Here is a 25,372-nt window from a genome sequence, read left to right on the forward strand (position 1 = left end):
CGCAGCCAGCCAGGGTTACCTCCATAAGCATGCTGCCATGCGCTAATTTCCTGAGACCAGGCGGATTAAATACCCGCTCCCTGCGCAAAACACTCATCGCTAAATACCCCGGTGGATAAATAGCGATCGCCGCGATCGCAGATAATCGCCACCACAACTGCGCCGGGGTTTTCCTGCGCAATTTGCAGCGCGCCGACGACCGCGCCGCCTGAACTCACGCCGCAAAAAATGCCCTCTCGCCGGGCCAGCGCGCGCATCGTTGCCTCCGCACTGTGCTGCGCTATATTCACCACCTTATCGACCAAATTTGCGCGGTAAATTCCCGGCATATACGCCTGCGGCCAGCGGCGAATGCCGGGAATACTGCTGCCCTCTTCCGGCTGTAGGCCAACAATGGTGATGGAATCAGACTGCTCGCGCAAAAAGCGCGCCGTACCGGTAATTGTTCCCGTGGTTCCCATGCTGGAGACCAAATGGGTGATGCGACCGCTGCTCTGGCGCCAGATTTCCGGCCCGGTGGTCTGATAATGCGCTAACGGGTTATCCGGGTTATTAAACTGATCCAGCACAAAGCCTTCGCCGCGCGCCGCCATCGCGCAAGCCAAATCCCGCGCGCCTTCCATTCCCTGTGACTGACTCACCAGCACCAGCTCCGCCCCGTAGGCCTGCATCGCAGCCCGGCGCTCAAGGCTCATATTGTCCGGCATGAGTAACTTCAGCCGATATCCTTTTAGCGCCGCGATCATCGCCAGCGCAATGCCGGTATTACCGCTTGTCGCCTCAATCAGCGTATCACCCGGAGAAATATCCCCCCGCGCTTCAGCGCAGGCGATCATTGATAACGCCGCACGATCTTTCACGGAGCCACCGGGATTATTCCCCTCCAGCTTTACCCAGATTTCGCTGCCATTATCGGGAGAAAGGCGCTGCAGGCGCACCAGCGGCGTATTACCAATTGTATTTTCCAGGGTGTTTATCATGATATCCGGACAGAAAAAAAGCGGCTCACGCCGCTTTGATACGTTTATTATCTCAAAAATAATCCAACGACGGCTAACCGGCAAGCGAATGCCAGAAAACGGCCAACGTTTATGCACTATGTGCCAGCGCCGCGGGCTGCAGCGGGGTGTCGCCGTGATAAAGCCGCGCCTGGCGTAATCCAATAAATATCCGCTCTCCCCGCTGCGGCGGCGTGTTATTCGCTAACACAACGTTTAATGGCTCACCACCCCAGCCCTGGGGCTGCACCGTAAGCCGGGTATAATGGCCCTGGGGGCTTGCCTCCAGCACTTTCGCCGCCAGCGGAGCATCCAGGCTTGCAAAACGGCTTACATCGACTTCCCACGGACGCAAAAACAGATCGACTTCCCCCTGAAAAGCCGGCGTAAAGCCAAGAGGCCAGCGGTGCGCCCCAACGTGGAAATGCCCGCCGCGAAGTTCGCCGCGCAAATGATTAACCTCACCGAGAAACTCCAGCACAAAGCGCGACGCAGGTTCACGCCAAACCTGTTCCGGCGCGCCAATCTGCTCGATATGCCCCTGACTCATTACCACCAGTCGATCGGCAACTTCCGATGCCTCATCCTGATCGTGCGTCACAAAAACACTGGTGAACTTCAGTTCCTCATGCAAATCGCGCAGCCAGCGCCGCAGCTCTTTACGCACCTGAGCATCCAGCGCGCCGAATGGCTCATCCAGTAACAGGATTTGCGGCTCCACGGCCAGCGCTCTGGCCAGCGCCACGCGCTGCTTCTGACCGCCGGAAAGCTGAGCCGGGAAACGCGATGCCAGATGCGCCAGTTGAACCATCTCCAATAGCGCGGTCACTTTATGTCGCAGCGCTGCCGGATCCGGGCGCTGGCGGCGCGGCAGCACGGTTAACCCAAACGCCACATTTTCAAAAACGGACATATGGCGAAACAGCGCATAATGCTGAAACACAAAGCCAACGCGGCGCTCGCGCGCGTGCAGCCTGCTCACATCCTGCCCGTGAAAGCGGATACTGCCGCTACTCTGCGTCTCCAGCCCGGCGATAATTCGCAACAGCGTAGTCTTGCCCGAGCCGGACGGCCCCAGCAGCGCCACCATTTTCCCCGACGGAATTTCCAGCGAAATATCGCTCAGCACCCGAGTGCGGCCAAACGCTTTATTAATGCGGGCAATCTCAATACTCATGATGTTTCTCCTGGCGCTCATTCGCCTGCTGATGCTGTAACCGCCACTGCAATAAACTTTTCAAAAACAGTGTAATCAGGGCGATAACGGTCAATAACGCCGCCGCGCCAAATGCGCCTACGGTATTGTAATCCTGCTCAAGTAGCTCAATTTGCAGCGGCAGCGTCAGCGTTTCACCGCGAATCGAGCCGGACACTACCGATACCGCGCCAAATTCACCGATAGCGCGCGCGTTGGTCAGCACCACGCCATACAGCAGCGCCCAGCGAATATTCGGCAGCGTCACCCGGCGGAACATCTGCCAGCCGGAGGCGCCCAGCAATACGGCGGCTTCATCTTCCTGGCTGCCCTGGCTCATCATTACCGGAACCAGTTCTCGCACCACAAACGGGCAGGTCACAAACAGCGTAGCCAGCGCCATACCGGGCCAGGCGAACATAAGCTGTATATTGTGCGCCTCCAGCCAGCCTCCCAGCGGCCCGTTCGCGCCATAAAACAGCAAATAAATCAGACCGGCTACCACGGGAGAAACGGCAAAAGGAATATCCAATAACGTTAGCAGCAGCTGCCGCCCGGGAAACTGAAAGCGCGTTACCAGCCAGGCCAGAAGCGTGCCGAAGACCAGATTCACCGGAACGGTGATTAGCGCTATCAATAAGGTTAGCCAAACCGCATGCAGCATGTCGGGGTCTTTAAAATTCTCCAGCAGCGGCACCACGCCCTTCGCGAAGGCTTCTTTAAAAATGGCAAGCAGCGGCATCACTAATAATAAAAACGACGCCAGCGCTCCCGTGCCGATCAGCAGCCATTTTCCCCACTCAATGCGCCCGCGCGTTTGGTAAAGCGGCGTCATATCGGCCATTACAGCCCCTCCACCCGCCGCCCAAAGCGGCTTTGCAGCGTATTAATACCAAACAATAACAGCAGCGACAGCGCCAGTATCACCGATGCCACCGCGCTGGCCGCTGGATAATCAAACTCCTGAAGCCGGATAAAAATCATCAGTGAAGTAACTTCCGTCTTCCAGGCAATATTCCCGGCAATAAAAATAACTGCGCCGAACTCCCCGATGCTGCGCGTAAACGACAGCGCGACGCCGGCCAGCAGCGCGGGCGCCAGTTCCGGGAATATCACGCGCCGGAAGCACTGGAAACGCGACGCGCCCAGCGTTTGAGCCGCCTCTTCATATTCCTCGCCCAGCTCTTCGAGCACCGGCTGCACGGTGCGCACCACAAATGGAATGCTGGTGAACGCCATCGCGACCGCGATCCCAAGCCACGTATAGGTCACCTTAATGCCCAGGAGCGCCAGCGGCGCGCCGTAAAGTCATTCACCGAAAACAGCGACGCCAGAGTAAGCCCCGCCACCGCCGTGGGCAGCGCAAAAGGTAAATCCATCAGCGCATCCAGCAGCCCGCGGCCCGGAAAGCGATAGCGGGTCAATATCCACGCCATCAACAGACCGAATACCCCGTTGAACAGCGCCGCCAGCGCGGCGGAAAGCAGCGTAATTTTATACGCCGCTATCATCTGCGGATGAGACACAACCGCCCAATATTGCGCAAAACTCATCTGAGCCAACTGCATCGCCAGCGCGCTCAGCGGCAGCAGTAAAATCAGGCAAATAAATAACAGGCTAGTGCCCATACTTAGCGTAAAACCGGGCAGCACGCGGCGAGAAGCTGAAGCGAATATCATTGATGCACCGCCCCCTGCAATTTATCCAGCTCGCCACCGCTGGCAAAATGAGTCTTCATTACCTGCGGCCAGGAGCCAAACTGCTGCTCAACGCGAAGCAGACGGGTTTGCGGGAAGCGCTCTTTATACTGAGCCATCAGCGTCGGGTTTTGTACGCGGTAGTAGTAATCGGTGATAATTTTTTGCGCCTGCGGGGTATACAAATATTCCAGATACGCGCTGGCCGCAGCCGCGGTATTGCGCGTCTTCACATTTTTATCAAGCCAGGTGACAGGAAATTCAGCGAGAATATTGACCGACGGCACCACAACCTCATACCCGGCCTGCGCGTAACGCTGACGAATGGTATTCACCTCAGACTCAAAGCTGATTAATACGTCTCCCAGCCCGCGTTCAACAAAGCTGGTCGTCGCGCCGCGCCCGCCGGTATCAGAAACCTCCACGTTTTTCAGGAGTTGCCCCATGAAGCGTTCAGTTTTCAATTTATCGCCGCCGTTCGCCTGCTGCGCGGCCCCCCAGGCGGCCAGCTAGGTATAGCGACCGTTGCCAGAAGTTTTAGGATTCGGAAAAATGATTTTCACATCCGGGCGCGCCAGGTCTTGCCACTGATGAATACGTTTCGGATTTCCTTTGCGCACTAAAAACGCCATCGTCGAATAAAACGGCGAGCTATGATTGGGCAAGCGCTGCTGCCAGTCCGCTGGGATCAAATGCCCCCGGTCATGCAAAATCTGGACATCGCTCACCTGGTTATAGGTCACAACATCAGCTTTTAAACCCTGCAATATTGCCATCGCCTGCTTCGAAGAACCGGCGTGAGACTGCTTCGAAGAACCGGCGTGAGACTGCTTAATCGTCAGCGTATCGCCCGGATGCAACCGTGCCCACTGCGCTTCAAACGGCGGATTCAGCGCAGCGAAGAGTTCTCGCGAAACGTCATAGGAACTGTTTAACAGCGTGGTGGCCTGCGCCAGAGAAGCCTGTAACATAAAAATGACGGCAGCCAGCGGTAGGTTTTGACGCACTGTCACGGCCATAACGCGCCCTCTTAATGAATGAAGTTTCTGTAACCAGTTTATTTATAACGTGACGAGAACATATAACGGTTTTATATACCGTTTCGCGATTTAGAAGCTGAAAATGAAATAAGCGTCCAGCCTTGTTTCGCAGAGCTTCGCGCCGCTGGCCTATCTAAACTCAGCGTGTCTGGCGCATCTAGCCTGAAGGGGGTTATGGATAGCTAACGTAGAGATAATCCAGGCAGAGAATTAGCGGACGCCTTCTGCCACGCTGGTGCGAGCTAAGTTAAAGCTAAGAAATAAGCCAGGAGGGAACGCGTTACCAATAGCGCCCGCAAGATGCGGCCTGTAGTAACAATCCGCCTCATAGAGGGCGGCTTTGATTTCACCCCAGAGAGGCGCGCTAAACTCAGGTGTGAAGAGCCCTCTTCACACCTCATGAAGTAACAAGACTTCTCTTCCTGCTCGTGCTGTTCTGGATGCTTAGAGGTAAGTTTTTACAGGCAGATCCAAAGCCTGGTCAGACAATCCCCCCAGAAGGTGGTTTCAGTTAGCAGTAAAGGTAAATACTACGGTAAAGCCCGTTACCGGGACTGCCGTTGAGGATTTTGTATCTGTACTTCGGGGTCCATACGAGATGATACTGACAGCAACAGGATACGTGGCAAGCGCATCCTTGTCTGCTCATGCTATTGACGCCCTGATCCGCTGGTAACAAACCGGGGCAGTATTTAACATGAACATTCTGTGGGCAAAGCCCCACATGAACGATCGCCGCCTCTCCGGAAGGTGGTTTAGGGGTGACAATAAAAACGCCCGGTATCGAAATTGATACCGGGCGTTATGTTTCACTACTTTGTAGCGCTTAGCGCTGGCGACTATTACAGCGCCAGCAGCGTATCCAGCGACGGCGCAAAATAATAGCCGCCGGTGACCGGTTTCGTGAAACGCAGCATCGCGTCGCGCTTACCGTCTGTTTCGCCAAACATACTCAAAAGCTGCTGTTCAATATTATGCAAACGCGCGCAGTAGGCGATGAAGTACAGACCATGCGTTCCGCTAGCGGTGCCATAAGGCAGGCTTTGCCGCACTATCTTCAGACCTTTGCCGTCTTCTTTCAAATCAACGCGCCCAAGATGCGAGGTATCCGGGCGCCGATCGCCGGGCATCTCTTCATTGTCCTGCTTGGTGCGTCCAAACAGTTTTTCCTGTTCGTTCACCGGCATTCGATTCAACTGCTGTAGATTATGTTCCCAGCGCTGAACGAAAACATAGCTGCCGCCATCGTCAACGCCGCCGTTGATTATCGCCACTTCGCGACGCACTTCATCCCCTTTCGGGTTTTCCGTACCATCAACAAAGCCGCTCAGGTCGCGTTCTTCCACCCAGCGGAACCCGTGAGTCTCTTCTTCAATGCGCAGCGCACCGCCAAAGGCCTCCAGTGCGGCCTGAGCGGCACTAAAATTAACGTCGTGACGCTGGGAAAGAATATGAATCAGCACATCGCGCTGGACCGCGGGAGCCAGCCCTTTTCCTAGCGGAGTAAATGCTTTAAGTTCTGGCGCGCTTTCCGCGCCGCGTAAATCATGCCAAAGCGCACCAGCAAAGGCGATTGTCGCGCCCAGTTTTGCGTCAGGCCATGCTTCCTGCAGGCGGGTTAATTGTTGATAAAATGCCTTACAGCCCTGACTGAGCGCCGTAAAATCACCTTCTAGTTTTGCCTCCAGCCAAATAGCGGCTCGGCAGTGTTCCGGCAAAATGCCGCTTTGCACCCGGGACATTACTCCTCCTGAATCATCAACCACTCACGGTGGCTTAAACATCAGGCTATCATACCCACTTTCGCGGCTGACGACTTGCTACAGCGCAAGAAGAAAACGAGTTCGGCGACTCTTTTTATTAGCGATAAGGCACCGGTTTATCACTGGTAACATCTCGTCGGTTCGATAGCGACACATTGCCCGCTCGCCGATAAAGCGTGAACAAGCGCTGGCGGCTAATAGCCGCTTTCTTTTCAATGCCTCACCTGACACCGGCCCGCTTATTAACTCAGCGCAGAAAGGATCTCTGTCTCTTTTAAATCAATATGCGTGCGTGAATGTGAAGCCATTGCTACCGCGTCGGCGGTGACAATAACCAGCCGCATCTCCTGGGCGGTACTATCCGCCCGGGTCACCACGCATCGCGTTAAGGTCCCCATCAATCCGCTGGGTACGGTACTCAAGCCATTTTTAGAATCACACAAAAAAGCGGCGGATAAAAGATACTTATTGCTGCCAGATAATTTTTTTCAACGTCCAGTTTTTTAGCGTATCGTCGGAAGGCATCAGGCCTTCAGGGCCGCGCCATGCGCCGCTAAACCCATAATAGATATGCTGGCTGTCCGGCGCCGCACAGACCACCAGCCGGGCATCGTCATCGTTGCCTGGCTGGCAGGCACCATAAGCCCGGGCGTAAACATCGCTAAACGGCGCACCTATCTTTACGCCCGCTTCACTTTCAATCTCTTTATCCATCACATCAATACGTCTGATGCTGCCGTTCTCACCGCTAATCACCAGCGCGAGCGCGTCCTGTTTCATCGCCTCATAATATTTCGACAATTTACCACTGTGCATACGCATGCCGCTGCGCAGGCGATAATCGTCATTCAGGCCGTCGGCGATAGCATCGTCGCTCAGCGGGGTTGTCGCGGTAATACCGCCGACTCCCTGCTCCGTCACTTTAATGCCGCCGCCAAACCAGTTCCACGGCGCCATTTTTGACCAGTGCACTTCTGAAAGCGTCGAACAGCCACTCAGTAATAATGCTATTCCCGCCAGACATAACGGACGCACGTTTTTCATTTCGTATCCTTTAAAATCGCTGCGTGATATACCGCCAGTAAGGCCCGGCGAATCACAAAAGGTTCCCTTTTTATTACCCGTCGGGAAGAAAACAGGCGCGCAGCCGGCGGCTGGTTAACAACCACCCTAGCGCCAGCGCATCGGCAGCCAGCAGCGCTGCCACCTGCAGCGAGGCATTATCGTCACTCAGCCAGGCGCCCTGCCAGCACAGCAATATGAATTGAGTCACGATTAATACCCAGCGCCAGCCCTGCCATAGTCGCGGAAAGCGCCCCCGCCGGCCGCTGAGTAAAAATGCGATAACGGCCGGTAAACCCGCCAGCAATCCCCACCCAAAAGCCTGTCGGTCGGGATAAAACAGCGCCAGCAGCTCAGCCCCCTGTTGGCGCGAAGCGCCCGCCAGCACAAAAAGCACCCACGTTCGGGCCTGCAATAGTAATACACACCAAAAGCCAGGCGGGAGCTTTAACCCTCCCCGGCTATCAAAATCAGAAGGTAACCACATGACTTGTTGAATAAAGTATCAATTATGAGTGACAAAGCGCGTCTGGCCAGAGATTACGCTGCGCGTAATCAGCCTCGCTCGCACCGGCTCGTAAGCGCCGCGGCTTTCAATCAGTATTCATCATCCTCGATTAATCGCCGCCCCAGGCACACTACATCCTGCTGCTCATAGCCCAGCTTTTCGTATAGCCCGGTAACCACATCATTATTATCATCCCGAACCATAATCTGAATTTTCGGGCAACCGCGCGCCATAAGCTTTTTTTCCAGGCGATTGAGCAACGCGTTGGCAATACCGCGCCCGCGATATTCCGGATGCACCCCGAGGTACCAGGCCGATCCCCGGTGCCCGTCGTAACCGCCCATCAGTGACCCTACTATTTCACCGCCGACTTCTGCCACCAGAAACAGATCGGGGTCGTGATTCATTTTCCGTTCAATATCCATTTCCGGATCGTTCCAGGGACGCAGCAAGTCACAGCGCTCCCACAGCGTGATAACCTCTTCAAAGTCATCCTGGCGAAAAACGCGTATTTCCATGGATGTGGTCGCCTTTATAGTGTGAAAGCGCTGATTATGGCGATAATCAACAAAATAGCCAATATCCTCACGCACATCCTGGCAGTGCGGCGCGCTGTAACTTGATATCCGGTCGTAATAAATCGTAAAACTTTTGTTATAAAACTCTATCGTTCAGGGCGTGCCGCCAGGCTATAACAACAGGTCGCAAATTACGTCAGACGCATAACAAGGCCGTATGAATAAAATTAAAACGATGATTCCCTTCGCCTCCCGCCGTCAGTTCTTATTAACCGGATTCGCCGCTCTGACTTACGCGGGCCTGAATAACGCGCTGGCCCGCGAGGAAAGCCCGGCGCTGAAAACCCACAGTCGCCACCGTGCGCTGAAAGCCCCCAGCGGCGATAAGCGAATCATTATGCTGGACCCGGGACACGGCGGCATTGACAGCGGCGCCGTCGGCAGTAACGGAGCAAAGGAGAAACACGTGGTACTGGCCATCGCCAATAATGTGCGGGCGATATTACGCCAGAAAGGCTACGACGCCCGGCTAACGCGCACGGCAGATGAATTTATTCCGCTCTACGACCGGGTGGAAATCGCACACCGGCACGGTGCCTGTCTGTTTATGTCAATTCACGCGGATGGATTTACCAACCCTGCCGCCGCCGGCGCATCGGTCTTCGCCCTGTCGAACCGGGGCGCCAGCAGCGCGATGGCGAAATATCTCTCGGAAAAAGAGAACGCCGCAGACGATGTGGCTGGCCGCAGGGTTCAACATCGGGATCATTATTTACAGCAGGTTTTATTCGACTTAGTCCAGACGGACACAATAAAAAACAGCCTGACCCTCGGCTCCCACGTGCTGTCGCAAATCCGCGGAATTCATAAGCTACACAGCAGCCATACTGAACAGGCGGCTTTTGTGGTGCTCAAATCTCCGTCAATTCCCTCCGTACTGGTAGAAACCTCGTTTATCACCAACCCCGCCGAAGAGCGGCTGCTCGGCACCACCGCATTTCGCCAGAAAATCGCCCATGCTATCGCCGCCGGGGTAATTAACTATTTCAACTGGTTCGATAATCAAAAGGCGCATACCCAACGCGGAGCTGCATCATGAAACCAAATCTTCAAACAGTGAAACAGAGCCTTCTTCACCTGCAGGATACGCTTTGCCAGCGCCTGAGCGCGCTGGATGGCGGCACTTTCCAGGAGGACATCTGGCGGCGGGAAAGCGGCGGCGGACGCACTCGGGTGTTAACCGGGCCACTTTTCGAACAGGCCGGCGTCAATTTTTCTCACGTATACGGCTCGGCGATGCCCGCATCCGCCACCGCCCATCGTCCCGAGCTGGCCGGGCGCAGTTTCGACGCGCTGGGCGTCTCGCTGGTTGTCCATCCCCTTAACCCGTGGGTGCCTGCCAGCCATGCGAATGTACGCTTTTTTATCGCAGAGAAACCGGGCTGTGCGCCGGTCTGGTGGTTCGGCGGCGGCTTTGATTTAACCCCTTTCTATGGCTTTAAAGAAGATGCTCGCCACTGGCACGCTACGGCGCGTGACCTGTGTGCGCCCTTTGGAGAGGACGTGTACCCGCGCTACAAAAAATGGTGCGACGACTATTTCTACCTCAAACACCGGGACGAACAGCGCGGCATCGGCGGCCTGTTTTTTGACGATCTGAACGCCCCCGATTTTGACACCTGTTTTCGCTTTATGCAGGCGGTAGGCCAGGGTTTTCTGGCCGCGTATCTGCCCATCGTCGAACGCAGGCGTAAAACGCCGTGGGGCGAGCGTGAACGCCAGTTTCAACTCTGGCGGCGCGGGCGCTACGTGGAATTCAATTTAGTGTGGGATCGCGGCACGCTGTTTGGTTTACAAAGCGGAGGGCGCAGCGAATCAATACTCATGTCAATGCCGCCGCTGGTGCGCTGGCAATATGACTACCACCCCGCGCCAGGCAGCCGAGAAGCCGAACTGCAGGATTTCCTCCGCGTTCAGGACTGGGTGTAATCCTCCTGTGGGTTACTACATAATAGCCAGGGCCATCATACGTTATGCTGGCACCTGTCAGTTATCGGGCAACTGCACGTGTAGCTCGTGAGGAAGTGGAATACTGTCCGGCGCCAAAGTGGCGGGAGAAATAGTTAATGGATCGGGTTTAAATAATATCTTCACGTCAATGCAAAAATAAGCGTTACTTTTCCTCTTGTTCTTTTCTCTTCGCTTCGCCCTTTCATAGTTAAATTAAAAAAAACCAATAAAAAACCGTAATTAAGAAAATAACTTAAGCAAACTCCTGTTAACTGAGATATTTCGCCCTATTTCCTCCACGCGCTTTTACCAATGAAAACAAATCTCGTCATCTTTTATAGAAAAAGCGTTTTTTTAAACGACTAACAATAATTAATCGATATTTTTATATTTTTATTACGTTTAATTGTCTATACAGTTTTTTTTATCAGCCCTACGCTCTTAACGAACGATATTTTCTCGCCTTAAGTTCGGAGGAAACATGCAACTCACCCCGCGTGAAATGGAAAAACTGATGGTGTATACCCTGGCCAATGTTGCGGAAAAGCGGCAGCAAAAAGGTCTCAGACTCAACTATCCCGAAGCCGTCGCTATTATTACCGTCGCCGCACTTGAAGGCGCCCGAGCGGGGAAAACGCTGGAGGAAGTTATGCACGATGCTCGCCAGGTACTGCGCCGCGAAGATGTTATGGAGGGCGTCCCTGATTTAATTAACCACGTGCAGGTAGAGGCTATTTTTACCGATGGCAGTCGTTTAATTACCGTCCACGATCCTATCCAGTAATAATACTGACCACGCCCCTTATTAATCAGGAAACCATTATGACAAATAAAAAAGATATTTCGCCAGGAGAATATATTCTGGCGAAGGAGCCAATAGAGTTCAATAACAATCAGCAGGAGACCCGATTAAAAGTGAAAAATACCGGCGATCGTCCTATTCAAATAGGGTCACATTTTCATTTTTTTGAAGCAAATAAGGCACTGCAGTTCGATCGCGCCGCCGCGTGGGGCAAGCGTCTTAATATTGCGTCAACGACGGCTATTCGCTTTGAACCGGGAGATGAAATTGAAGTCGCGCTTATTTCCATTGGCGGTAAACAAACGCTGTACGGATTTAATAACCTGGCAGACGGCTGGGTTGGCGACAGCCCTGTCGCCCATAACGAAAGGGCAGAAAAGTTGGTTGCGGTAAAACGCGCCATCACGCTCGGCTATAAAAATCTAAAAGCATAGATTCGCCTTCGGCGATTAAGGAATCGGTATGCCTGTTATTTCTCGTCAAGAATATGCGGGGCTATTTGGCCCTACAACCGGCGATAAAATTCGTCTCGCTGATACGAGTCTTGTGATTCAAATAGAAAAAGATCTGCGCGGTTACGGCGAGGAATCCGTCTACGGGGGCGGAAAATCACTGCGCGACGGTATGGGCGCAGATAACCGTATGCGCAGCACGGAGGTCCTTGATTTAGTTATCACCAACGTCACTATTCTCGACGCGCGCCTGGGCGTTATCAAAGCCGACGTTGGGATTAAAAACGGACGCATCGCCGGTATTGGTAAAAGCGGTAATCCGGGCATGATGGATGGCGTCACTCCTGGCATGGTCGTCGGCGTCAGTACCGATGCTATCTCCGGCGAGCACCTTATTCTGACCGCCGCTGGCATTGATACCCACATCCACTTTATCTCCCCCCAGCAGGCTGAGCACGCGCTGTCGAATGGTGTAACCACGTTTTTCGGCGGCGGCGTGGGTCCAACGGATGGCTCTAACGGAACGACGGTCACGGCCGGCCCCTGGCATATTCACCGCATGCTGCGGGCCTTTGAAAGCCTTCCGGTTAATGTTGGGATCCTCGGCAAAGGGCACGGTTCACATGCAGCTCCGCTGCAGGAGCAAATCATCGCCGGCGCAATTGGGCTGAAAGTCCATGAAGATTGGGGTGCCACCGGCTCGGCCCTGCGCCATGCGCTACGCGTGGCCGACGATATGGATATTCAGGTTGCCGTGCATACCGATAGCCTGAATGAAGGCGGTTACGTTGAAGATACCATTGACGCCTTCGAAGGCCGGACTATTCACACTTTTCATACCGAAGGCGCCGGTGGCGGGCACGCTCCGGATATCATTAAAGTTGCCTCCCAAATGAACGTACTACCGAGTTCAACCAACCCAACCTTACCTTTCGGCGTAAATAGCCAGGCCGAATTATTCGACATGATTATGGTGTGCCATAACTTGAACCCCAATGTCCCGGCGGATGTGGCTTTCTCAGAAAGCCGCGTGCGTCCGGAAACCATTGCCGCCGAAAATGTGCTGCAAGATATGGGTATCATTTCTATGTTTTCCAGCGATTCTCAGGCAATGGGGCGCGTCGGCGAAAACTGGCTGCGGGTGGTACAAACAGCGCACGCTATGAAAGCCGCGCGCGGGAAATTACCGGAAGACGCGCCGGAACACGACAATTTCCGGGTGCTTCGCTATGTGGCCAAAATCACTATTAATCCCGCAATCGCTCAGGGCATCAGCCACGTTTTAGGTTCGGTAGAAGTTGGAAAGATGGCAGACCTGGTACTGTGGGAACCCCGTTTTTTCGGCGCTAAACCAAAACTGGTAATTAAAGGCGGAATGGTTAACTGGGCGGTAATGGGCGATCCTAACGCCTCTCTGCCAACGCCGCAGCCCACCTTTTATCGCCCCATGTTCGGTGCCCTCGGGAAAACATGCCAGGAGACGTGTATTACCTTCGTCTCTCAGGCAGCGCAGGAAGATAACATCAAAGAGCGCCTCGGGCTCGAACGCGAAGTCATGGCGGTACGTAACTGCCGCGCGATTTCAAAACGCGACATGGTGCGCAACGCGCAAACGCCGCACATCGACGTCGACCCGGAAACCTTTGCCGTCAAAGTTAATGGCGAACATGCCACGGTAAAACCGGTTAAAACCGTAGCACTGAACCAGCGCTATTTTTTCAGCTAACCGGGGGCAACCATGATCCTTATAGAAAGCATCTTAGGCAATATAAAACGCGACCGGTGCTGGCAGGAACGCCTGGCGCACACCTCGCCTGATATTCTGGAGCTTTCACAGTGGGAGGCGCAAAAGAGCCGCTGCCGTAAAACCACCCGCGGCGGGCTGGAGATTGGTCTTTCTCTGCCACGCGATCGTTTGCTCAACGACGGCGATATTTTAGTGTGGAATGCCGACATCCGGCAGGCCGTGGTCGTCAGTATTCAATTACGTGACGTCATGGTCATCCGCATGGACGGACTACACGCCCGTAATGTCGCAGAGATTATAAAGATAAGCTTCGATTTGGGGCACGCGCTCGGCAATCAACACTGGAAAGCGGTAATCAAAGATAACCTGGTTTTTATTCCGCTGACGGTATCACCGCACGTGATGGAGTCAGTGATAAAAACCCATGGCTTTTATTATCTGCCTTACGTGTTCGAACGCGGGGAAAGCGTGCTTCCTCAAATGACGCAGTCAGAGGCCCGCCTGCTGTTCGGCGGCGCTGAAGACACAGCGACTCACGTTCATATAGACAGCTCTCTCGCCGCCCATAGCTCTGCGGGGCAAAAATGAACGCCCGGTGCCTGCTGCAATTCATACAATTCAGCGATTCTGTGCTACCGGTCGGCGCATTTGCTTTTTCTAACGGCGTGGAGTCCGCCATCCAGCACGGAATCATCTGTGATGCAGACACGTTAGCCGAATTCACGCGTAGCGCGCTGCAGCAGGCGGCAACCGGTGATGCGCGCGCCGTGGCTTCCTGCTGCCGTGCTTTGCAGGCAAAGGATGCCAGCGCCGCGCTTATCCATGACGCCCGGCTTTTCAGCCGAAAGCTCAATGAAGAAGGACGGGTGATGGCGACGCGTATGGGGAAAAAGCTGGCAGAAATGGCCGCCAGCGTCACCGGCGAAGCGCGCATCGCCTGGTGGCTGGCGCAAATCCAGGCGGGAAATACGCCGGGCACATATCCAATCACTCAGGCGCTGGTAATGAATGCGCTTGGCGTTACTTCACGCAATATCGTCGTTGCCCATCTCTACGGCGTGGCGATGACGCTTTTAAGCGCGGCCATTCGCTTAATGCGTATTACGCATATTGATACCCAGCGCATTTTATTCTCCCTGAATCAGGATATTGAAGCGCTGTGCGATGACGCAGAGCGGGGCGATCTCGACCAAATGGCCAGTTATGCGCCTGTGACTGAGATACTTGCCTCCCTGCACGTACAGGCTTACACCCGCCTTTTTACTAACTGAACCCGTGAAGGAACTGACATGCAAAAAATCGCCCGTATTGGTATCGGTGGCCCCGTCGGCTCAGGCAAAACCGCTGTTATCGAAGTCATTACGCCCTTACTTATTCAGCGGGGAGTTAAACCGCTTATTATCACCAATGACATTGTTACCACCGAAGATGCCAAACAGGTCAAACGGACACTGAAAGGTATTCTCGATGAAGAGAAGATTCTGGGTGTAGAAACGGGAGCCTGCCCCCACACCGCCGTCAGAGAAGATCCAAGTATGAATATCGCCGCCGTGGAAGAAATGGAGGCGCGCTTTCCCGAAAGTGACGTTGTACTTATCGAAAGCGGCGGAGACAACCTGACATTAACGTTTAGCCCCGCGCTCGCCGACTTTTACATTTACGTGATTGATGTCGCCGAAGGCGAAAAAATTCCGCGTAAAAACGGGCCGGGCCTGGTTCAGGCTGACATCCTGGTTATCAATAAAATCGATTTGGCTCCTTATGTCGGTGCCAGCCTCGACGTCATGGAGCAGGACACGCAGCGGGTGCGCGGAGGACGCCCCTATATCCTCACCAACTGTAAAACCGGTGAAGGGATCGCAGCGCTCGTCGATACTATTATGCGCGACTTCCTGTTTACCCGTGCGCCCCTGGAGACAGCATGAGAGCGGAACAGGCATTAGAAATGGTCGCCAGGCTCGGAAAAAAAGCGCCGGAGTTAGCCGCCTGGCAGGATGAGCCGCCGCAAATGGCCAGCGATACGCCAGGGAAAAAAGGCTATTTACACCTTGGCTTCGCAAGGCGTGGCGATCGTAGCGTATTGCTGGACATGGAACGGCACGCCCCGAGCCTGGTACAAAAAGCGCTGTACTGGGATGAAGCCATGCCGCACATGCCCTGCGTATTTATGATTTCAACCTCGGGCTGTATTTTGCAGGGAGACAGACTGGCGCTCGATATTCACGTTGCCAGGGACGCCTGCGCGCACGTCACCACTCAGTCAGCAACCAAAATTCACACCATGAGCCACAACTACGCCGCGCAGCTGCAGCGCATTTCTCTGGAGGAAAATAGCTATCTGGAATTTCTTCCCGATCCCACCATTCCACACTGCGGCTCGCGCTTTCTAACGGAAACGCAAATCACACTCCATCCAACCGCGTCTTTACTTTACTCAGAAATCTTGTCTTCCGGGCGCAAGTATCACTCGGCCGATGGGGGCTTCGCATTCGATTTATACGCTTCATATATTCGCGCACAGCTGGCGGGCGGAACGGATATTTTCAGCGAGCGCTACGCTTTAACGCCCCGGTGCCAGCCGTTGAACAATATCGGCATTATGGGGCCATTCGATGTTTTCGGTAACGTCATTCTGCTCACACCTCCGCGGCACCGCGATGCCGTTCTGGCTCGCATTACGCCGTGCTATGAGCCTCAAAAAGGCATTGCCTGCGGTGCCAGTCTGCTCCCAAATCAGGGCGGCATTATCTTTAAAGCGCTGGGCAAGGAAGCCTGCCAGGTCAAACAGGCCATCCGATCGTTCTGGCAGGCGGCGCGCGAAACAATCACCGGTGCCCCGCTGGCTGCCCCGTTTCTCTGGCGCTAAATTCAACGGAGGAAAGATGCAAAAATCAGTCTCTGGATACCGGATGCTTTGGCAAAGCACGGATGCCGTGTTACGCGGCGGCTCACAGGTCATGTTCCAGAATAATCCCCTGTGCGGTCTCTTCTTCTTCATTGCAGTATGCATTGCCGCATACCAGGCTCAAATGTCGTACATCGCCGTAGCCTGCCTGGCCGGCACGGCCATCAGTACGCTAACGGCAGCGCTCAGCCCGAGGCGCCAGTTCGCGCTGTCTCAGGGGCTATACGGGTATAATGGCTGTCTGACGGGAGCGGCACTGGCGACATTCCTTGCCCCCGGCATCGCGCTTTGGGTAGCGATTGTATTCTGGAGCGCGCTCTCGGTGTGGGTAATGGAAATTACCGCGCGCTGGCTAAGCCCATGGCGTCTGCCGGTACTGACGGCGCCGTTTGTCATCGTAAGCTGGATTGCGCTACTGGCCAGCTATCATTTTTCCTCACTGGCGGCGATGCACTTGCCGGCGCCTGCCCTACCGCTGGTAAACACATCATTAACGGCACTACCGCCACCGGATACGCTGCTAAAAGCGCTGCTGGCGGGGATCTCACAGGTATTTCTCGCTAATAATGCGCTGGCAGGAGGCTTTATCTTACTCGGGCTCGCCTGCGCCTCGCTGCGCGCTATGGGATATGCCCTGCTGGGCGCTACGCTGGCGCTTACCTTCGCGGAATTGCTTGGGGCAGAGCCGCTCACGCTTGGCGAAGGGCTCTACGCTTTCAGCGCCGTATTAACGGCCATCGCAATTGGCGATACTTTTCGCCCCGCGGGCCGCATCGCGGTGGCGTTAAGCATTGCCGGTATTGCTGGCTGTGTGCTGTTACAAGGCGCCTTTAATACTTTGCTGGCGCCCTTTGGTATCCCTTCACTTACGCTCTCTTTTGTACTGGTCACCTGGGGATATCTGCTGACACAGCCCATAAATGCTCCGACCCCAGATAACACTTCCCCTTTCACTGATTTAAAGGAAACCAAGGCTCATGAATAACCATGCAACGCTTTCGGCCCGGCAGCCGCGCCACCGCGCCGTTATACTGCTGGCCACGCTGGCGCTTCTTAATATTCTAGCTTGGGGGCTGGCCGCGCTAGCGTTTAGCCACAGCGCAACATTAATGGGCAGCGCAATACTGGCGTACAGTTTTGGGCTGCGGCACGCCGTGGATGCCGATCATATCGCCGCCATCGACAACATTACGCGTAAGCTTATGCAGCAAGGGAAACCCGCCTGCAGCGTCGGGGCCTGGTTTTCACTGGGTCATTCAACGATTGTCGTGCTGGCCTCACTGATGATTGCCGGCGCCACCATTACCTTTCGCGCGCAATTAGTCGAGCTGCACGCCCTTGGCGGAACCATTGGAACCGCAGTATCAGCGCTATTCCTCACGATCGTCGCCTTAATCAACCTGACGATACTGATGGCGATATGGCGAAAATTCCGTTTGCTTAAACAGGGCAACTCGCTGCCTGATGAAGCGCTGGACGCTCTGAGCGGCGGATGGCTCAGCCGCCTGTGCCGCCCTTTATTTCGTCTGATAACCCATAGCTGGCAGATGTATTTGGTGGGGTTTCTTTTCGGGCTGGGCTTTGATACCGCAACTGAAATCGGGCTGCTGGGGCTTTCCGCCGCCGGTGCAGGCCAGGGCATGAACGTTGGCACCATCATGATTTTCCCAGCGCTCTTTGCCGCGGGAATGGTGCTGATAGACACCCTGGATAATTTAATTATGGTTGGCGCATATGGCTGGGCGTTCTCACGCCCGGTACGCAAGCTCTATTACAATATGACGATTACCGGCGCTTCCGTGATTGTGGCGCTCTTTATCGGCGGTATTGAAGCACTGGGGCTTATTACAGAGACATTACATCTAAATGGAAAACCCTGGCATACCATTGTCAGGCTTAACGATAATCTTGGCGACATGGGTTTTTGGATAATCGGTCTGTTCGCGCTGTGCTGGCTGGTTTCTTTTATCAATTACCGCCTCTGCGGGTACGACAAACTGTCTGTTAATCAACCTTAGCTCATACCCCCCCATAAATAGTGCACATAAACAGAATAAATGTCGTGTTATGAACAGGAAAGTGTTTCTGCTATATGGCGGTGCGCCGTTGACGCAAGAGACATTATCTCTGGTTGTTTTGAATGAATAGCCGCAGCGATGCTTATGAATAACCAGCGCCTGCCACCTGCATGGCAAGGTACTTTTAGGCGAGAAATAGCGAGGTTCCTGATATACGGCGCAGTATCGTACTTTTTTACAGGCGGGAAGGAATGATTTTGACAATGTACGCTTTCAAACAGCGCCGCCGATAAAAAAACCGGCCAGTCCGCAATTCATCTCTACGCGGGCCAAAACCATAAAATTAAACCTCGGGTTTCCATCTGCTGATACGGGCGCCGCCGCAAGCGGCGCCCGTGCGGGCTATAGCGGCTGAGTCTGTGCTTCTACGACCGCTAACGCGACCATATTCACAATCCGCCGCACCGAGGCGATGGACGTCAGTATATGCACCGGCCTGGCTATTCCCATCAGTACCGGCCCTACCGTAACCCCTTCCGAGCTGGACACCCGCAGCAGATTGTAGCTAATGCGCGCGGCCTCCATATTGGGCATCACCAAAATATTCGCAGTGCCTTTCAGCGGGCTATCCGGCATTCTTTCCTGGCGAATCGACTCCACCAGCGCCGCATCGCCGTGCATTTCACCGTCAATCATCAGATCGGGCGCCCGCGCCTGTACGATAGCCAGCGTTTCCCGCATTTTAACCGCCGCCGCCGCGTTGGACGATCCATAGTTTGAATGCGATAGCAGCGCCACCTTAGGCTCAATTCCGAAACGACGCACGGTTTGCGCTGCCATGATGGCGATTTCCGCTAACTGCTCCGGATTCGGATCGGGGTTAACGTACGTATCGGTAATAAAGGTATTGCCGGCAGGCAGCAGCAGCGCATTCATGGCACCCGCCGTTTTCGCCCCTTCCCGGTAGCCAAATATCTCTTCAATCACATGAAAATGTTCATGGTAATCACCGACCGTTCCGCAAATCATCGCGTCGGCCTCCCCGCGATGCACCATTATTGCACCAATGACGGTGGTATTACTCAGCAGCGCGCGCTGGGCCTGCTCCTGCGTTACGCCGCGGCGCTTCATGATGGCGTAATATTCATTCCAGTAGGCTTTATAGCGCGGATCGGATTCATTATTAACAATTTCAAAATCCCGGCCCGGCTGAATCTGCAGACCCTGCTTTTTGATGCGCATTTCAATTACGCTCGGGCGACCAATCAGGATGGGCCGCGCCAGCCCCAGCGTAATCAGCTCCTGCGTCGCGTGCAGTACGCGCGTGTCCTCGCCTTCTGCCAGCACCACGCGTTTCGGATCCTGACGCGCCTGAGAAAATACCGGCTTCATAAACAGATTGGTTTTATAGACAAATTCCGTCAGCCTGTCTTTATAGGCCTCAAAATCTTCGATTGGCCGCATCGCCACGCCGGAATCCATCGCCGCCTTCGCGACCGCTGGCGCAATAGTAACGATAAGACGCGGATCGAAAGGTTTCGGGATCAGATACTCTGGCCCAAAAGAAAGCGGCTGATCGCCGTAGGCGGAGGCCACCACGTCACTCTGTTCTGCGTGCGCCAGTTCCGCAATAGCATGCACCGCCGCCAGCTTCATTTCCTCATTGATAGCGGTCGCGCCGACGTCCAGCGCTCCGCGGAAAATAAACGGGAAGCAAAGCACATTGTTTACCTGGTTAGGAAAATCCGAACGACCGGTACAAATAATGGCATCCGGGCGCACTTCTTTCGCCAGCGGCGGCATAATTTCCGGTTCCGGGTTTGCCAGCGCCAGTATCAGCGGCGCTGGCGCCATTTTCTTCACCATCTCTGGCGTCATTACCTTCGGCCCGGAACAGCCGAGGAAAATATCAGCGCCCTCAATCACCTCTTCCAGAGTGCGCTTTCCGTCATCCGCCACGGCATAGGCGGCCTTGGTTTCCGCCATGTTTTCTTCACGCCCTTTGTAAATAACGCCGCGCGAGTCACAGACTACAATGTTGTGTTTTTGCATACCCAGCGCCACCAGCAGGTTCATGCAGGCGATCGCCGATGCCCCCGCGCCGGAAACCACCAGCCGCACATCGGAGATAGTTTTTTTCACTACCCGCAGGCCGTTTAACACGGCGGCAGTGCAGATAATCGCCGTACCGTGCTGATCGTCGTGAAATACCGGAATGTTCATGCGCTCGCGCAGCTTTTGCTCAATGTAAAAGCATTCCGGCGCTTTAATATCTTCAAGGTTAATCCCGCCGAAAGTGGGCTCCAGCGCGGCAACCACGTCAATCAGCCGGTCAGGATCGGTTTCATCCACTTCAATATCGAATACATCAATACCGGCAAATTTTTTAAATAGTACGCCTTTGCCTTCCATCACCGGTTTACCGGCCAGCGCGCCGATATTCCCAAGCCCCAGCACCGCAGTGCCGTTAGAGATGACGGCCACCAGATTGCCGCGCGCCGTATATTTGTGCGCCGCCAGCGGGTCTTCGGCTATCTCCAGACACGGCGCCGCCACGCCTGGCGAATAGGCCAGGGCCAAATCGCGCTGAGTAGCCAGCGGTTTGGTTGGGGAAACCTGAATCTTCCCCGGGACCGGGAACTCATGAAAGTCGAGGGCACTTTGCTTTAATTGTTCATCCATCGCTCTGTTCCTTTACATTTACGTGTTGTGCTGGGATTAACGAAATCGGTCGGTCAGTATCACTCTGTACCCCACAGGAAAACGTTGAACGCCGCCAAACTTTTAGGCTTTCGGCACCCTTTTGTTATATTTTTTTAGGTGTTATGTTACATAAGCCTCACCGCATTGCTATAGCCGTCTGCTATGCTTTTTTGTTCATCTATACCCAGGTTTTTTATTTTCACTCGCCGCGAAGCGCGCTACCCGCCATGGAGATGCGGACATGAACCAACTGGAAGCCATCAAGAAATTCACCACCGTTGTTGCCGATAGCGGCGATATTGAGTCCATTCGCCACTATCAGCCTCAGGATGCCACGACAAATCCTTCTCTGCTGCTTAAAGCTGCGGGAATCAAAGCCTATGAAGGGCTGATAGACGAAGCGCTGGATTACGCCCGTCGCCATGAAAGCGGCCGCGAGCGTATTATCGCCACGGCCTGTGACAAGCTGGCAGTCAATTTCGGCGTCGAAATACTAAACAGTATTCCCGGCAGGGTATCTACCGAAGTCGACGCGCATTTATCATTTGATACGGAAAAAAGCGTTGCCAAAGCGCGCCGCCTGGTCGCGCTGTATCAGGAGCAGGGAATCGATACATCGCGAATTCTTATCAAACTGGCGGCCACGTGGGAGGGGATACGCGCCGCACAAACGCTGGAACAAGAAGGTATCCACTGCAACCTGACGCTTCTGTTTTCGCTGGCTCAGGCCCGCGCATGCGCCGAGGCGGGCGTATTTCTCATTTCGCCGTTTGTCGGGCGCATCTATGACTGGTATCACGCCCGGAAACCTTTGGAACCTTATGTAGTTGAAGAAGATCCCGGCGTGAAATCGGTGCGCAGTATTTACGATTATTACAAGCAGCATAACTACAGCACTATCGTCATGGGTGCCAGCTTCCGCCGTATTGAACAAATTCTGGCGCTGACGGGCTGCGATCGCCTGACCATTTCTCCGGCGCTTCTCGAAGAGCTGCAAAAAAGCGAAGCGCCGGTGCTGCGCAAACTGATCCCTGCGCCACAGGGATATAAGCAACCGCCACCGATGAGTGAAGCGAAATTTCGCTGGGAGCATAATCAGGATGCGATGGCGGTCGAAAAGCTGGCTGAGGGCATTCGCTTATTTGCCGCAGATCAGCGCAAGCTGGAAGGCTTGCTGGCCGCGCGACTTTGAAAAATGTCTAAAGATTTATCGCCGCCTCAACGGCGGCCTGGCGTTATGCCATAAAAGCATCGCTGCGCGGTTAATTAAATACGGAAAAGAGCACCTAGACGCCTGCGCAGAATACCGCGCAGGCGGATAAATACAGTGTGTTACTCAATCAGCGCGCATCACGCCCCGTAGCTGCAGTTGCTGAAGTAGAATCACGGTTTTACCATCGCGAATCGTGCCTTCTTTCACCATTGCCAGTGCGTCAGAAAACGGAATTTCTAATACGTCGATGTCTTCATCCTCAACTCCACCGCCGCGCCCGGTATGCTGTTCATCGCGGTATTCTGCGATAAAAAACGAAATCAGTTCGGTGACGCCGCCTGGCGACATATACAGATCGAAGAGCTTTTCCACCTCACCGGGCGTATAGCCCGTTTCTTCCTGAGCCTCACGCCGGATACACGCTTCCGGCGCATCATCGTCCAGCAGCCCGGCGCAGCTTTCAATCAGCAATCCGTCCGGGTTTCCGTTAACCCAGGTCGCAACCCGAAATTGCCGGGTCAGCACCACGGTTTGTTTTTCCCGGCTGTAGAGAAGGATCGTCGCCCCATTACCACGGTCATACACTTCACGCTTATGTCGCAAAGCTGTGCCATCGCGGCGCGTCAGGTCATAGGTGATATTGCGCAGGATAAAATAGTTATCAGACAAAATTTTATCTTTTATCACGCGGATTGCCGGCGTCATATCGCTCTCCTGAATAGGCTGAAAGCGACATGTTACGCTCTTTAATAACCATTGTCCCGGCGGCACCGGACCGCTATTATCCGCCTCGCTACTCCCCGACGCTGGACTTTCTTTGTGCAAAAAACGTTCACTCTGCTGCCTGCGTTTCCGCCTCGGTTAATCGCCGTAAACAGACGCCGGCGCTGACTTTTTTCTCATCAGCGGCTATGCTTTGTCGACATATAAAAGCCAACACTCCACTTCTTGTTTTGCTTTTCACAGTCTGCGTTATTTGGTAGGTTGCGCCACATAACGCCCGGAAAGGACCAGCGATATTTATGGTTAAACGCCCTGTATTTACCGGCATCGCCCACGCTTTTCTCTGCATTATTTTATTGTCACTGTTAACGACGGGTGTGGCGTTCTCAACGCTCTTTAGCAGCCTGCGCGATACCGAAGCGGTCAATCTGGCAGGTTCGCTGCGCATGCAAATTTATCGCATCGCGTATGACCTTGAAACATCGCCTTACTTGCTGCCCGAGCATCGTCAGCATTTTACCGACACCCTGAACTCGCCGCTGTTTCACCCGCTGAAACGCGCCGGGGCGCCGCGTGAGGTTCAAAGCCATTACATCATTCTGCAGCGCGACTGGCAGGAGTTTGAGCGACATATTCAGGCCGGTGATAAAAACTGGCTTAACCAAAATATCGCGCAATATACCGCGAATATCGATACGTTTGTTCTCAGCCTGCAGCGCAGCGCGGAACACAAAATGGAACACGTGGCGCTCATGTCGCTAATCGGGTTTTTCGCTATTTTTATTTTGGTGTACATCACCCTGCGCCGCATCCGCCAGCAGGTGGTAGAACCGCTCGGCGCTCTGGCACAGGCCAGCCGATCGATTGAGCGGCGTAATTTCAATTTCCCGCCGCTGGACACACACCTGCCGAATGAACTTGGCCAATTGGCTTGCTCATTTACGCAAATGGCACAAGAGTTACATAAGCTGTATCAATCGCTGGAAGAAAACGTACAGCAAAAAAACCGCAGCCTGAAAGAGGCTAATCGCCGGCTTAAAGTGCTGTATAGCTGCTCCCGGGCGATGAATGCCAGCGTCGCTGATAATCGGGGCTTCCAGCGCGTACTGAGAATTGCGCGTCACTACGGCCCGCTGTGCGCGCTTGAAATGCAGGATAATGGCGGCCGGCATCTGCTGGAAGGGACGCCTCAGGACGGGCGAGAATGGCAGCAAACGCCGATTATGCAAGGCGGCAATGCGCTGGGTTTTTTGCGCTGGCAGGCCGATGAGCGTTTTCCTGGCGCGTTATTTATGAAAAGTATTTCAACTATGCTCGGGCGCGGACTCTGGTTCGCCCATACGCAACAAGAGCGCCAGCAGCTTTTGGTGATGGAAGAGCGCGCGGCAATTGCGCGCGAACTGCACGACTCGCTGGCGCAGGCGCTTTCTTATCTGCGTATTCAGCTTACGCTGCTGAAAAGGGCGGTAGTTCCGGATAACCAGCGAGCGCAGCAAATTATCGCCGATTTTTCTCAGGCGCTGAACGATGCTAACCGCGAGCTGCGCGAACTGCTTGCCACTTTTCGCCTGTCGCTGCAGCAGGCCAGTTTCCCGGCTGCACTTCACGCAATGATTGCACCGCTGCGTGAACGCACCGATGCGGCGATTATTCTTAATGGCAACCTGCCCGACGACGATCTTGATGCCGCAAGCCAGGTCCACTTGCTACAGATAATCCGTGAAGCGCTGCTAAATGCCATTCGCCACGCGCAGGCAAAAACGATCGCCGTGACCTGTCACAGCGCCAGCGACGGCGAGCGTTGCGTTGAAATTACCGATGATGGTAAGGGAATTGACAGCCTTGAAGGGCCGGCAGGACACCATGGATTAAACATTATGTACGAGCGTGCCGCCCTCCTTGGTGGTACGCTGGATATAACCCGACGTGAAACGGGCGGAACGCGCGTATGCGTGCACCTGCGTTCAGCGGCGGAAGAAAAAGGCAGTGGAAACGGCCTTTAATAAACATTTGGAACA

Annotated in this window: 23 protein-coding genes and 3 pseudogenes; 13 read left to right on the forward strand and 13 right to left on the reverse strand. The window is 54.4% G+C overall.

Translation table 11 applies throughout. The features are described from left to right. Window positions 1–65: 65 nt before the first annotated feature. The 11 genes and pseudogenes from cysM to SFA31_RS17960 all read right to left on the reverse strand — a co-directional run bounded on the left by cysM (window position 66) and on the right by SFA31_RS17960 (window position 8,781). Window positions 66–977, reverse strand: coding sequence for a cysteine synthase CysM (cysM, locus tag SFA31_RS17910; RefSeq protein WP_322839411.1), 912 nt, complete (start codon window positions 975–977; stop codon window positions 66–68). A 112-nt stretch (window positions 978–1,089) separates the two neighbouring features. Then, complete coding sequence (cysA, locus tag SFA31_RS17915; RefSeq protein ID WP_322839202.1) at window positions 1,090–2,175, reverse strand: sulfate/thiosulfate ABC transporter ATP-binding protein CysA; 1,086 nt, start codon at window positions 2,173–2,175, stop codon at window positions 1,090–1,092. Then, a complete protein-coding gene (cysW, locus tag SFA31_RS17920; RefSeq protein WP_322839203.1) occupies window positions 2,165–3,037 on the reverse strand; it encodes a sulfate/thiosulfate ABC transporter permease CysW in 873 nt (290 codons plus the stop codon). Before cysW ends, cysA begins: the two co-directional genes overlap by 11 nt. Beyond that, window positions 3,037–3,869 (reverse strand): annotated as a pseudogene (gene cysT, locus SFA31_RS17925) (sulfate/thiosulfate ABC transporter permease CysT). The gene cysW and the pseudogene cysT overlap by 1 nt, the downstream one beginning before the upstream one ends. Continuing rightward, window positions 3,869–4,909, reverse strand: a pseudogene (gene cysP, locus SFA31_RS17930) (thiosulfate ABC transporter substrate-binding protein CysP). Before cysP ends, cysT begins: the two co-directional pseudogenes overlap by 1 nt. Before the next feature lie 535 nt (window positions 4,910–5,444). Beyond that, window positions 5,445–5,579: pseudogene (locus SFA31_RS17935) on the reverse strand (transposase); the annotation flags it as partial. 193 nt (window positions 5,580–5,772) lie between these two features. Beyond that, entirely contained in the window at window positions 5,773–6,672 is a 900-nt protein-coding gene (locus SFA31_RS17940; protein WP_322839204.1) for a Dyp-type peroxidase, read from the reverse strand. Between the two features lie 263 nt (window positions 6,673–6,935). Continuing rightward, window positions 6,936–7,091 (reverse strand): hypothetical protein, encoded by a 156-nt coding sequence (locus tag SFA31_RS17945; protein WP_322839205.1) that lies wholly within the window; start codon window positions 7,089–7,091, stop codon window positions 6,936–6,938. A 67-nt stretch (window positions 7,092–7,158) separates the two neighbouring features. Beyond that, on the reverse strand, window positions 7,159–7,737 hold the full coding sequence (locus SFA31_RS17950; RefSeq protein ID WP_322839206.1) for an RpoE-regulated lipoprotein: 579 nt from the start codon (window positions 7,735–7,737) through the stop codon (window positions 7,159–7,161). A 73-nt stretch (window positions 7,738–7,810) separates the two neighbouring features. Further along, entirely contained in the window at window positions 7,811–8,254 is a 444-nt protein-coding gene (locus tag SFA31_RS17955; protein ID WP_322839412.1) for a DUF2919 domain-containing protein, read from the reverse strand. Between the two features lie 98 nt (window positions 8,255–8,352). After that, window positions 8,353–8,781, reverse strand: a complete 429-nt coding sequence (locus tag SFA31_RS17960; protein ID WP_322839207.1) for a GNAT family acetyltransferase — start codon at window positions 8,779–8,781, stop codon at window positions 8,353–8,355. Window positions 8,782–8,998: 217 nt separating this feature from the next. On the opposite strand from SFA31_RS17960, the gene amiA reads away from it, so the two are divergent. From amiA to SFA31_RS18015, 11 genes are all read left to right on the forward strand, one after another. Beyond that, window positions 8,999–9,880, forward strand: coding sequence for an N-acetylmuramoyl-L-alanine amidase AmiA (gene amiA, locus SFA31_RS17965; RefSeq protein ID WP_322839208.1), 882 nt, complete (start codon window positions 8,999–9,001; stop codon window positions 9,878–9,880). Then, complete coding sequence (gene hemF, locus SFA31_RS17970; protein ID WP_322839209.1) at window positions 9,877–10,770, forward strand: oxygen-dependent coproporphyrinogen oxidase; 894 nt, start codon at window positions 9,877–9,879, stop codon at window positions 10,768–10,770. Before amiA ends, hemF begins: the two co-directional genes overlap by 4 nt. Window positions 10,771–11,272: 502 nt before the next feature. Beyond that, window positions 11,273–11,575 (forward strand): urease subunit gamma, encoded by a 303-nt coding sequence (locus SFA31_RS17975; protein ID WP_322839210.1) that lies wholly within the window; start codon window positions 11,273–11,275, stop codon window positions 11,573–11,575. A gap of 38 nt (window positions 11,576–11,613) precedes the next feature. Then, entirely contained in the window at window positions 11,614–12,027 is a 414-nt protein-coding gene (locus SFA31_RS17980; protein ID WP_322839211.1) for an urease subunit beta, read from the forward strand. Between the two features lie 28 nt (window positions 12,028–12,055). After that, window positions 12,056–13,771, forward strand: coding sequence for an urease subunit alpha (locus SFA31_RS17985; RefSeq protein ID WP_322839212.1), 1,716 nt, complete (start codon window positions 12,056–12,058; stop codon window positions 13,769–13,771). 12 nt (window positions 13,772–13,783) lie between these two features. Next, window positions 13,784–14,380: an urease accessory protein UreE gene (gene ureE / locus SFA31_RS17990; protein ID WP_322839213.1), complete on the forward strand. Its 597-nt coding sequence runs from the start codon at window positions 13,784–13,786 to the stop codon at window positions 14,378–14,380. Then, a complete protein-coding gene (locus SFA31_RS17995; RefSeq protein WP_322839214.1) occupies window positions 14,377–15,063 on the forward strand; it encodes an urease accessory protein UreF in 687 nt (228 codons plus the stop codon). The genes ureE and SFA31_RS17995 overlap by 4 nt, the downstream gene beginning before the upstream one ends. Window positions 15,064–15,081: 18 nt before the next feature. After that, window positions 15,082–15,717 (forward strand): urease accessory protein UreG, encoded by a 636-nt coding sequence (gene ureG / locus SFA31_RS18000; protein ID WP_322839215.1) that lies wholly within the window; start codon window positions 15,082–15,084, stop codon window positions 15,715–15,717. Further along, window positions 15,714–16,658, forward strand: coding sequence for an urease accessory protein UreD (locus SFA31_RS18005; protein ID WP_322839216.1), 945 nt, complete (start codon window positions 15,714–15,716; stop codon window positions 16,656–16,658). The genes ureG and SFA31_RS18005 overlap by 4 nt, the downstream gene beginning before the upstream one ends. Before the next feature lie 16 nt (window positions 16,659–16,674). Continuing rightward, complete coding sequence (locus SFA31_RS18010; protein ID WP_322839217.1) at window positions 16,675–17,682, forward strand: urea transporter; 1,008 nt, start codon at window positions 16,675–16,677, stop codon at window positions 17,680–17,682. Beyond that, window positions 17,675–18,715: a HoxN/HupN/NixA family nickel/cobalt transporter gene (locus SFA31_RS18015; protein ID WP_322839218.1), complete on the forward strand. Its 1,041-nt coding sequence runs from the start codon at window positions 17,675–17,677 to the stop codon at window positions 18,713–18,715. Before SFA31_RS18010 ends, SFA31_RS18015 begins: the two co-directional genes overlap by 8 nt. A gap of 402 nt (window positions 18,716–19,117) precedes the next feature. Here the strand turns inward: SFA31_RS18015 and maeB are convergent, their stop codons facing one another. After that, a complete protein-coding gene (gene maeB / locus SFA31_RS18020) occupies window positions 19,118–21,397 on the reverse strand; it encodes an NADP-dependent oxaloacetate-decarboxylating malate dehydrogenase (RefSeq protein WP_322839219.1) in 2,280 nt (759 codons plus the stop codon). Between the two features lie 262 nt (window positions 21,398–21,659). Here maeB and tal point away from each other — a divergent pair, with 262 nt between their 5' ends. Then, entirely contained in the window at window positions 21,660–22,610 is a 951-nt protein-coding gene (gene tal / locus SFA31_RS18025; protein ID WP_322839220.1) for a transaldolase, read from the forward strand. A gap of 144 nt (window positions 22,611–22,754) precedes the next feature. Here the strand turns inward: tal and nudK are convergent, their stop codons facing one another. Then, on the reverse strand, window positions 22,755–23,336 hold the full coding sequence (gene nudK / locus SFA31_RS18030) for a GDP-mannose pyrophosphatase NudK (RefSeq protein ID WP_322839221.1): 582 nt from the start codon (window positions 23,334–23,336) through the stop codon (window positions 22,755–22,757). Between the two features lie 317 nt (window positions 23,337–23,653). Here nudK and narQ point away from each other — a divergent pair, with 317 nt between their 5' ends. Beyond that, entirely contained in the window at window positions 23,654–25,357 is a 1,704-nt protein-coding gene (gene narQ, locus SFA31_RS18035; RefSeq protein WP_322839222.1) for a nitrate/nitrite two-component system sensor histidine kinase NarQ, read from the forward strand. Window positions 25,358–25,372: the final 15 nt, after the last annotated feature.

The sequence above is a fragment of the Erwinia sp. HR93 genome, assembly GCF_034555055.1.
Taxonomy (GTDB): Bacteria; Pseudomonadota; Gammaproteobacteria; order Enterobacterales; family Enterobacteriaceae; genus Apirhabdus; species Apirhabdus apintestini.

Bases quoted from the DNA above. Each gene is read 5' to 3' on its own strand.
- cysA (WP_322839202.1), bottom strand. From the start codon at position 2,175: ATGAGTATTGAGATTGCCCGCATTAATAAAGCGTTTGGCCGCACTCGG.
- cysW (WP_322839203.1), bottom strand. From the start codon at position 3,037: ATGGCCGATATGACGCCGCTTTACCAAACGCGCGGGCGCATTGAGTGG.
- SFA31_RS17940 (WP_322839204.1), bottom strand. From the start codon at position 6,672: ATGTCCCGGGTGCAAAGCGGCATTTTGCCGGAACACTGCCGAGCCGCT.
- SFA31_RS17945 (WP_322839205.1), bottom strand. From the start codon at position 7,091: ATGGGGACCTTAACGCGATGCGTGGTGACCCGGGCGGATAGTACCGCC.
- SFA31_RS17950 (WP_322839206.1), bottom strand. From the start codon at position 7,737: ATGAAAAACGTGCGTCCGTTATGTCTGGCGGGAATAGCATTATTACTG.
- SFA31_RS17960 (WP_322839207.1), bottom strand. From the start codon at position 8,781: ATGGAAATACGCGTTTTTCGCCAGGATGACTTTGAAGAGGTTATCACG.
- amiA (WP_322839208.1), top strand. From the start codon at position 8,999: ATGAATAAAATTAAAACGATGATTCCCTTCGCCTCCCGCCGTCAGTTC.
- hemF (WP_322839209.1), top strand. From the start codon at position 9,877: ATGAAACCAAATCTTCAAACAGTGAAACAGAGCCTTCTTCACCTGCAG.
- SFA31_RS17975 (WP_322839210.1), top strand. From the start codon at position 11,273: ATGCAACTCACCCCGCGTGAAATGGAAAAACTGATGGTGTATACCCTG.
- SFA31_RS17980 (WP_322839211.1), top strand. From the start codon at position 11,614: ATGACAAATAAAAAAGATATTTCGCCAGGAGAATATATTCTGGCGAAG.
- SFA31_RS17985 (WP_322839212.1), top strand. From the start codon at position 12,056: ATGCCTGTTATTTCTCGTCAAGAATATGCGGGGCTATTTGGCCCTACA.
- ureE (WP_322839213.1), top strand. From the start codon at position 13,784: ATGATCCTTATAGAAAGCATCTTAGGCAATATAAAACGCGACCGGTGC.
- SFA31_RS17995 (WP_322839214.1), top strand. From the start codon at position 14,377: ATGAACGCCCGGTGCCTGCTGCAATTCATACAATTCAGCGATTCTGTG.
- ureG (WP_322839215.1), top strand. From the start codon at position 15,082: ATGCAAAAAATCGCCCGTATTGGTATCGGTGGCCCCGTCGGCTCAGGC.
- SFA31_RS18005 (WP_322839216.1), top strand. From the start codon at position 15,714: ATGAGAGCGGAACAGGCATTAGAAATGGTCGCCAGGCTCGGAAAAAAA.
- SFA31_RS18010 (WP_322839217.1), top strand. From the start codon at position 16,675: ATGCAAAAATCAGTCTCTGGATACCGGATGCTTTGGCAAAGCACGGAT.
- SFA31_RS18015 (WP_322839218.1), top strand. From the start codon at position 17,675: ATGAATAACCATGCAACGCTTTCGGCCCGGCAGCCGCGCCACCGCGCC.
- maeB (WP_322839219.1), bottom strand. From the start codon at position 21,397: ATGGATGAACAATTAAAGCAAAGTGCCCTCGACTTTCATGAGTTCCCG.
- tal (WP_322839220.1), top strand. From the start codon at position 21,660: ATGAACCAACTGGAAGCCATCAAGAAATTCACCACCGTTGTTGCCGAT.
- nudK (WP_322839221.1), bottom strand. From the start codon at position 23,336: ATGACGCCGGCAATCCGCGTGATAAAAGATAAAATTTTGTCTGATAAC.
- narQ (WP_322839222.1), top strand. From the start codon at position 23,654: ATGGTTAAACGCCCTGTATTTACCGGCATCGCCCACGCTTTTCTCTGC.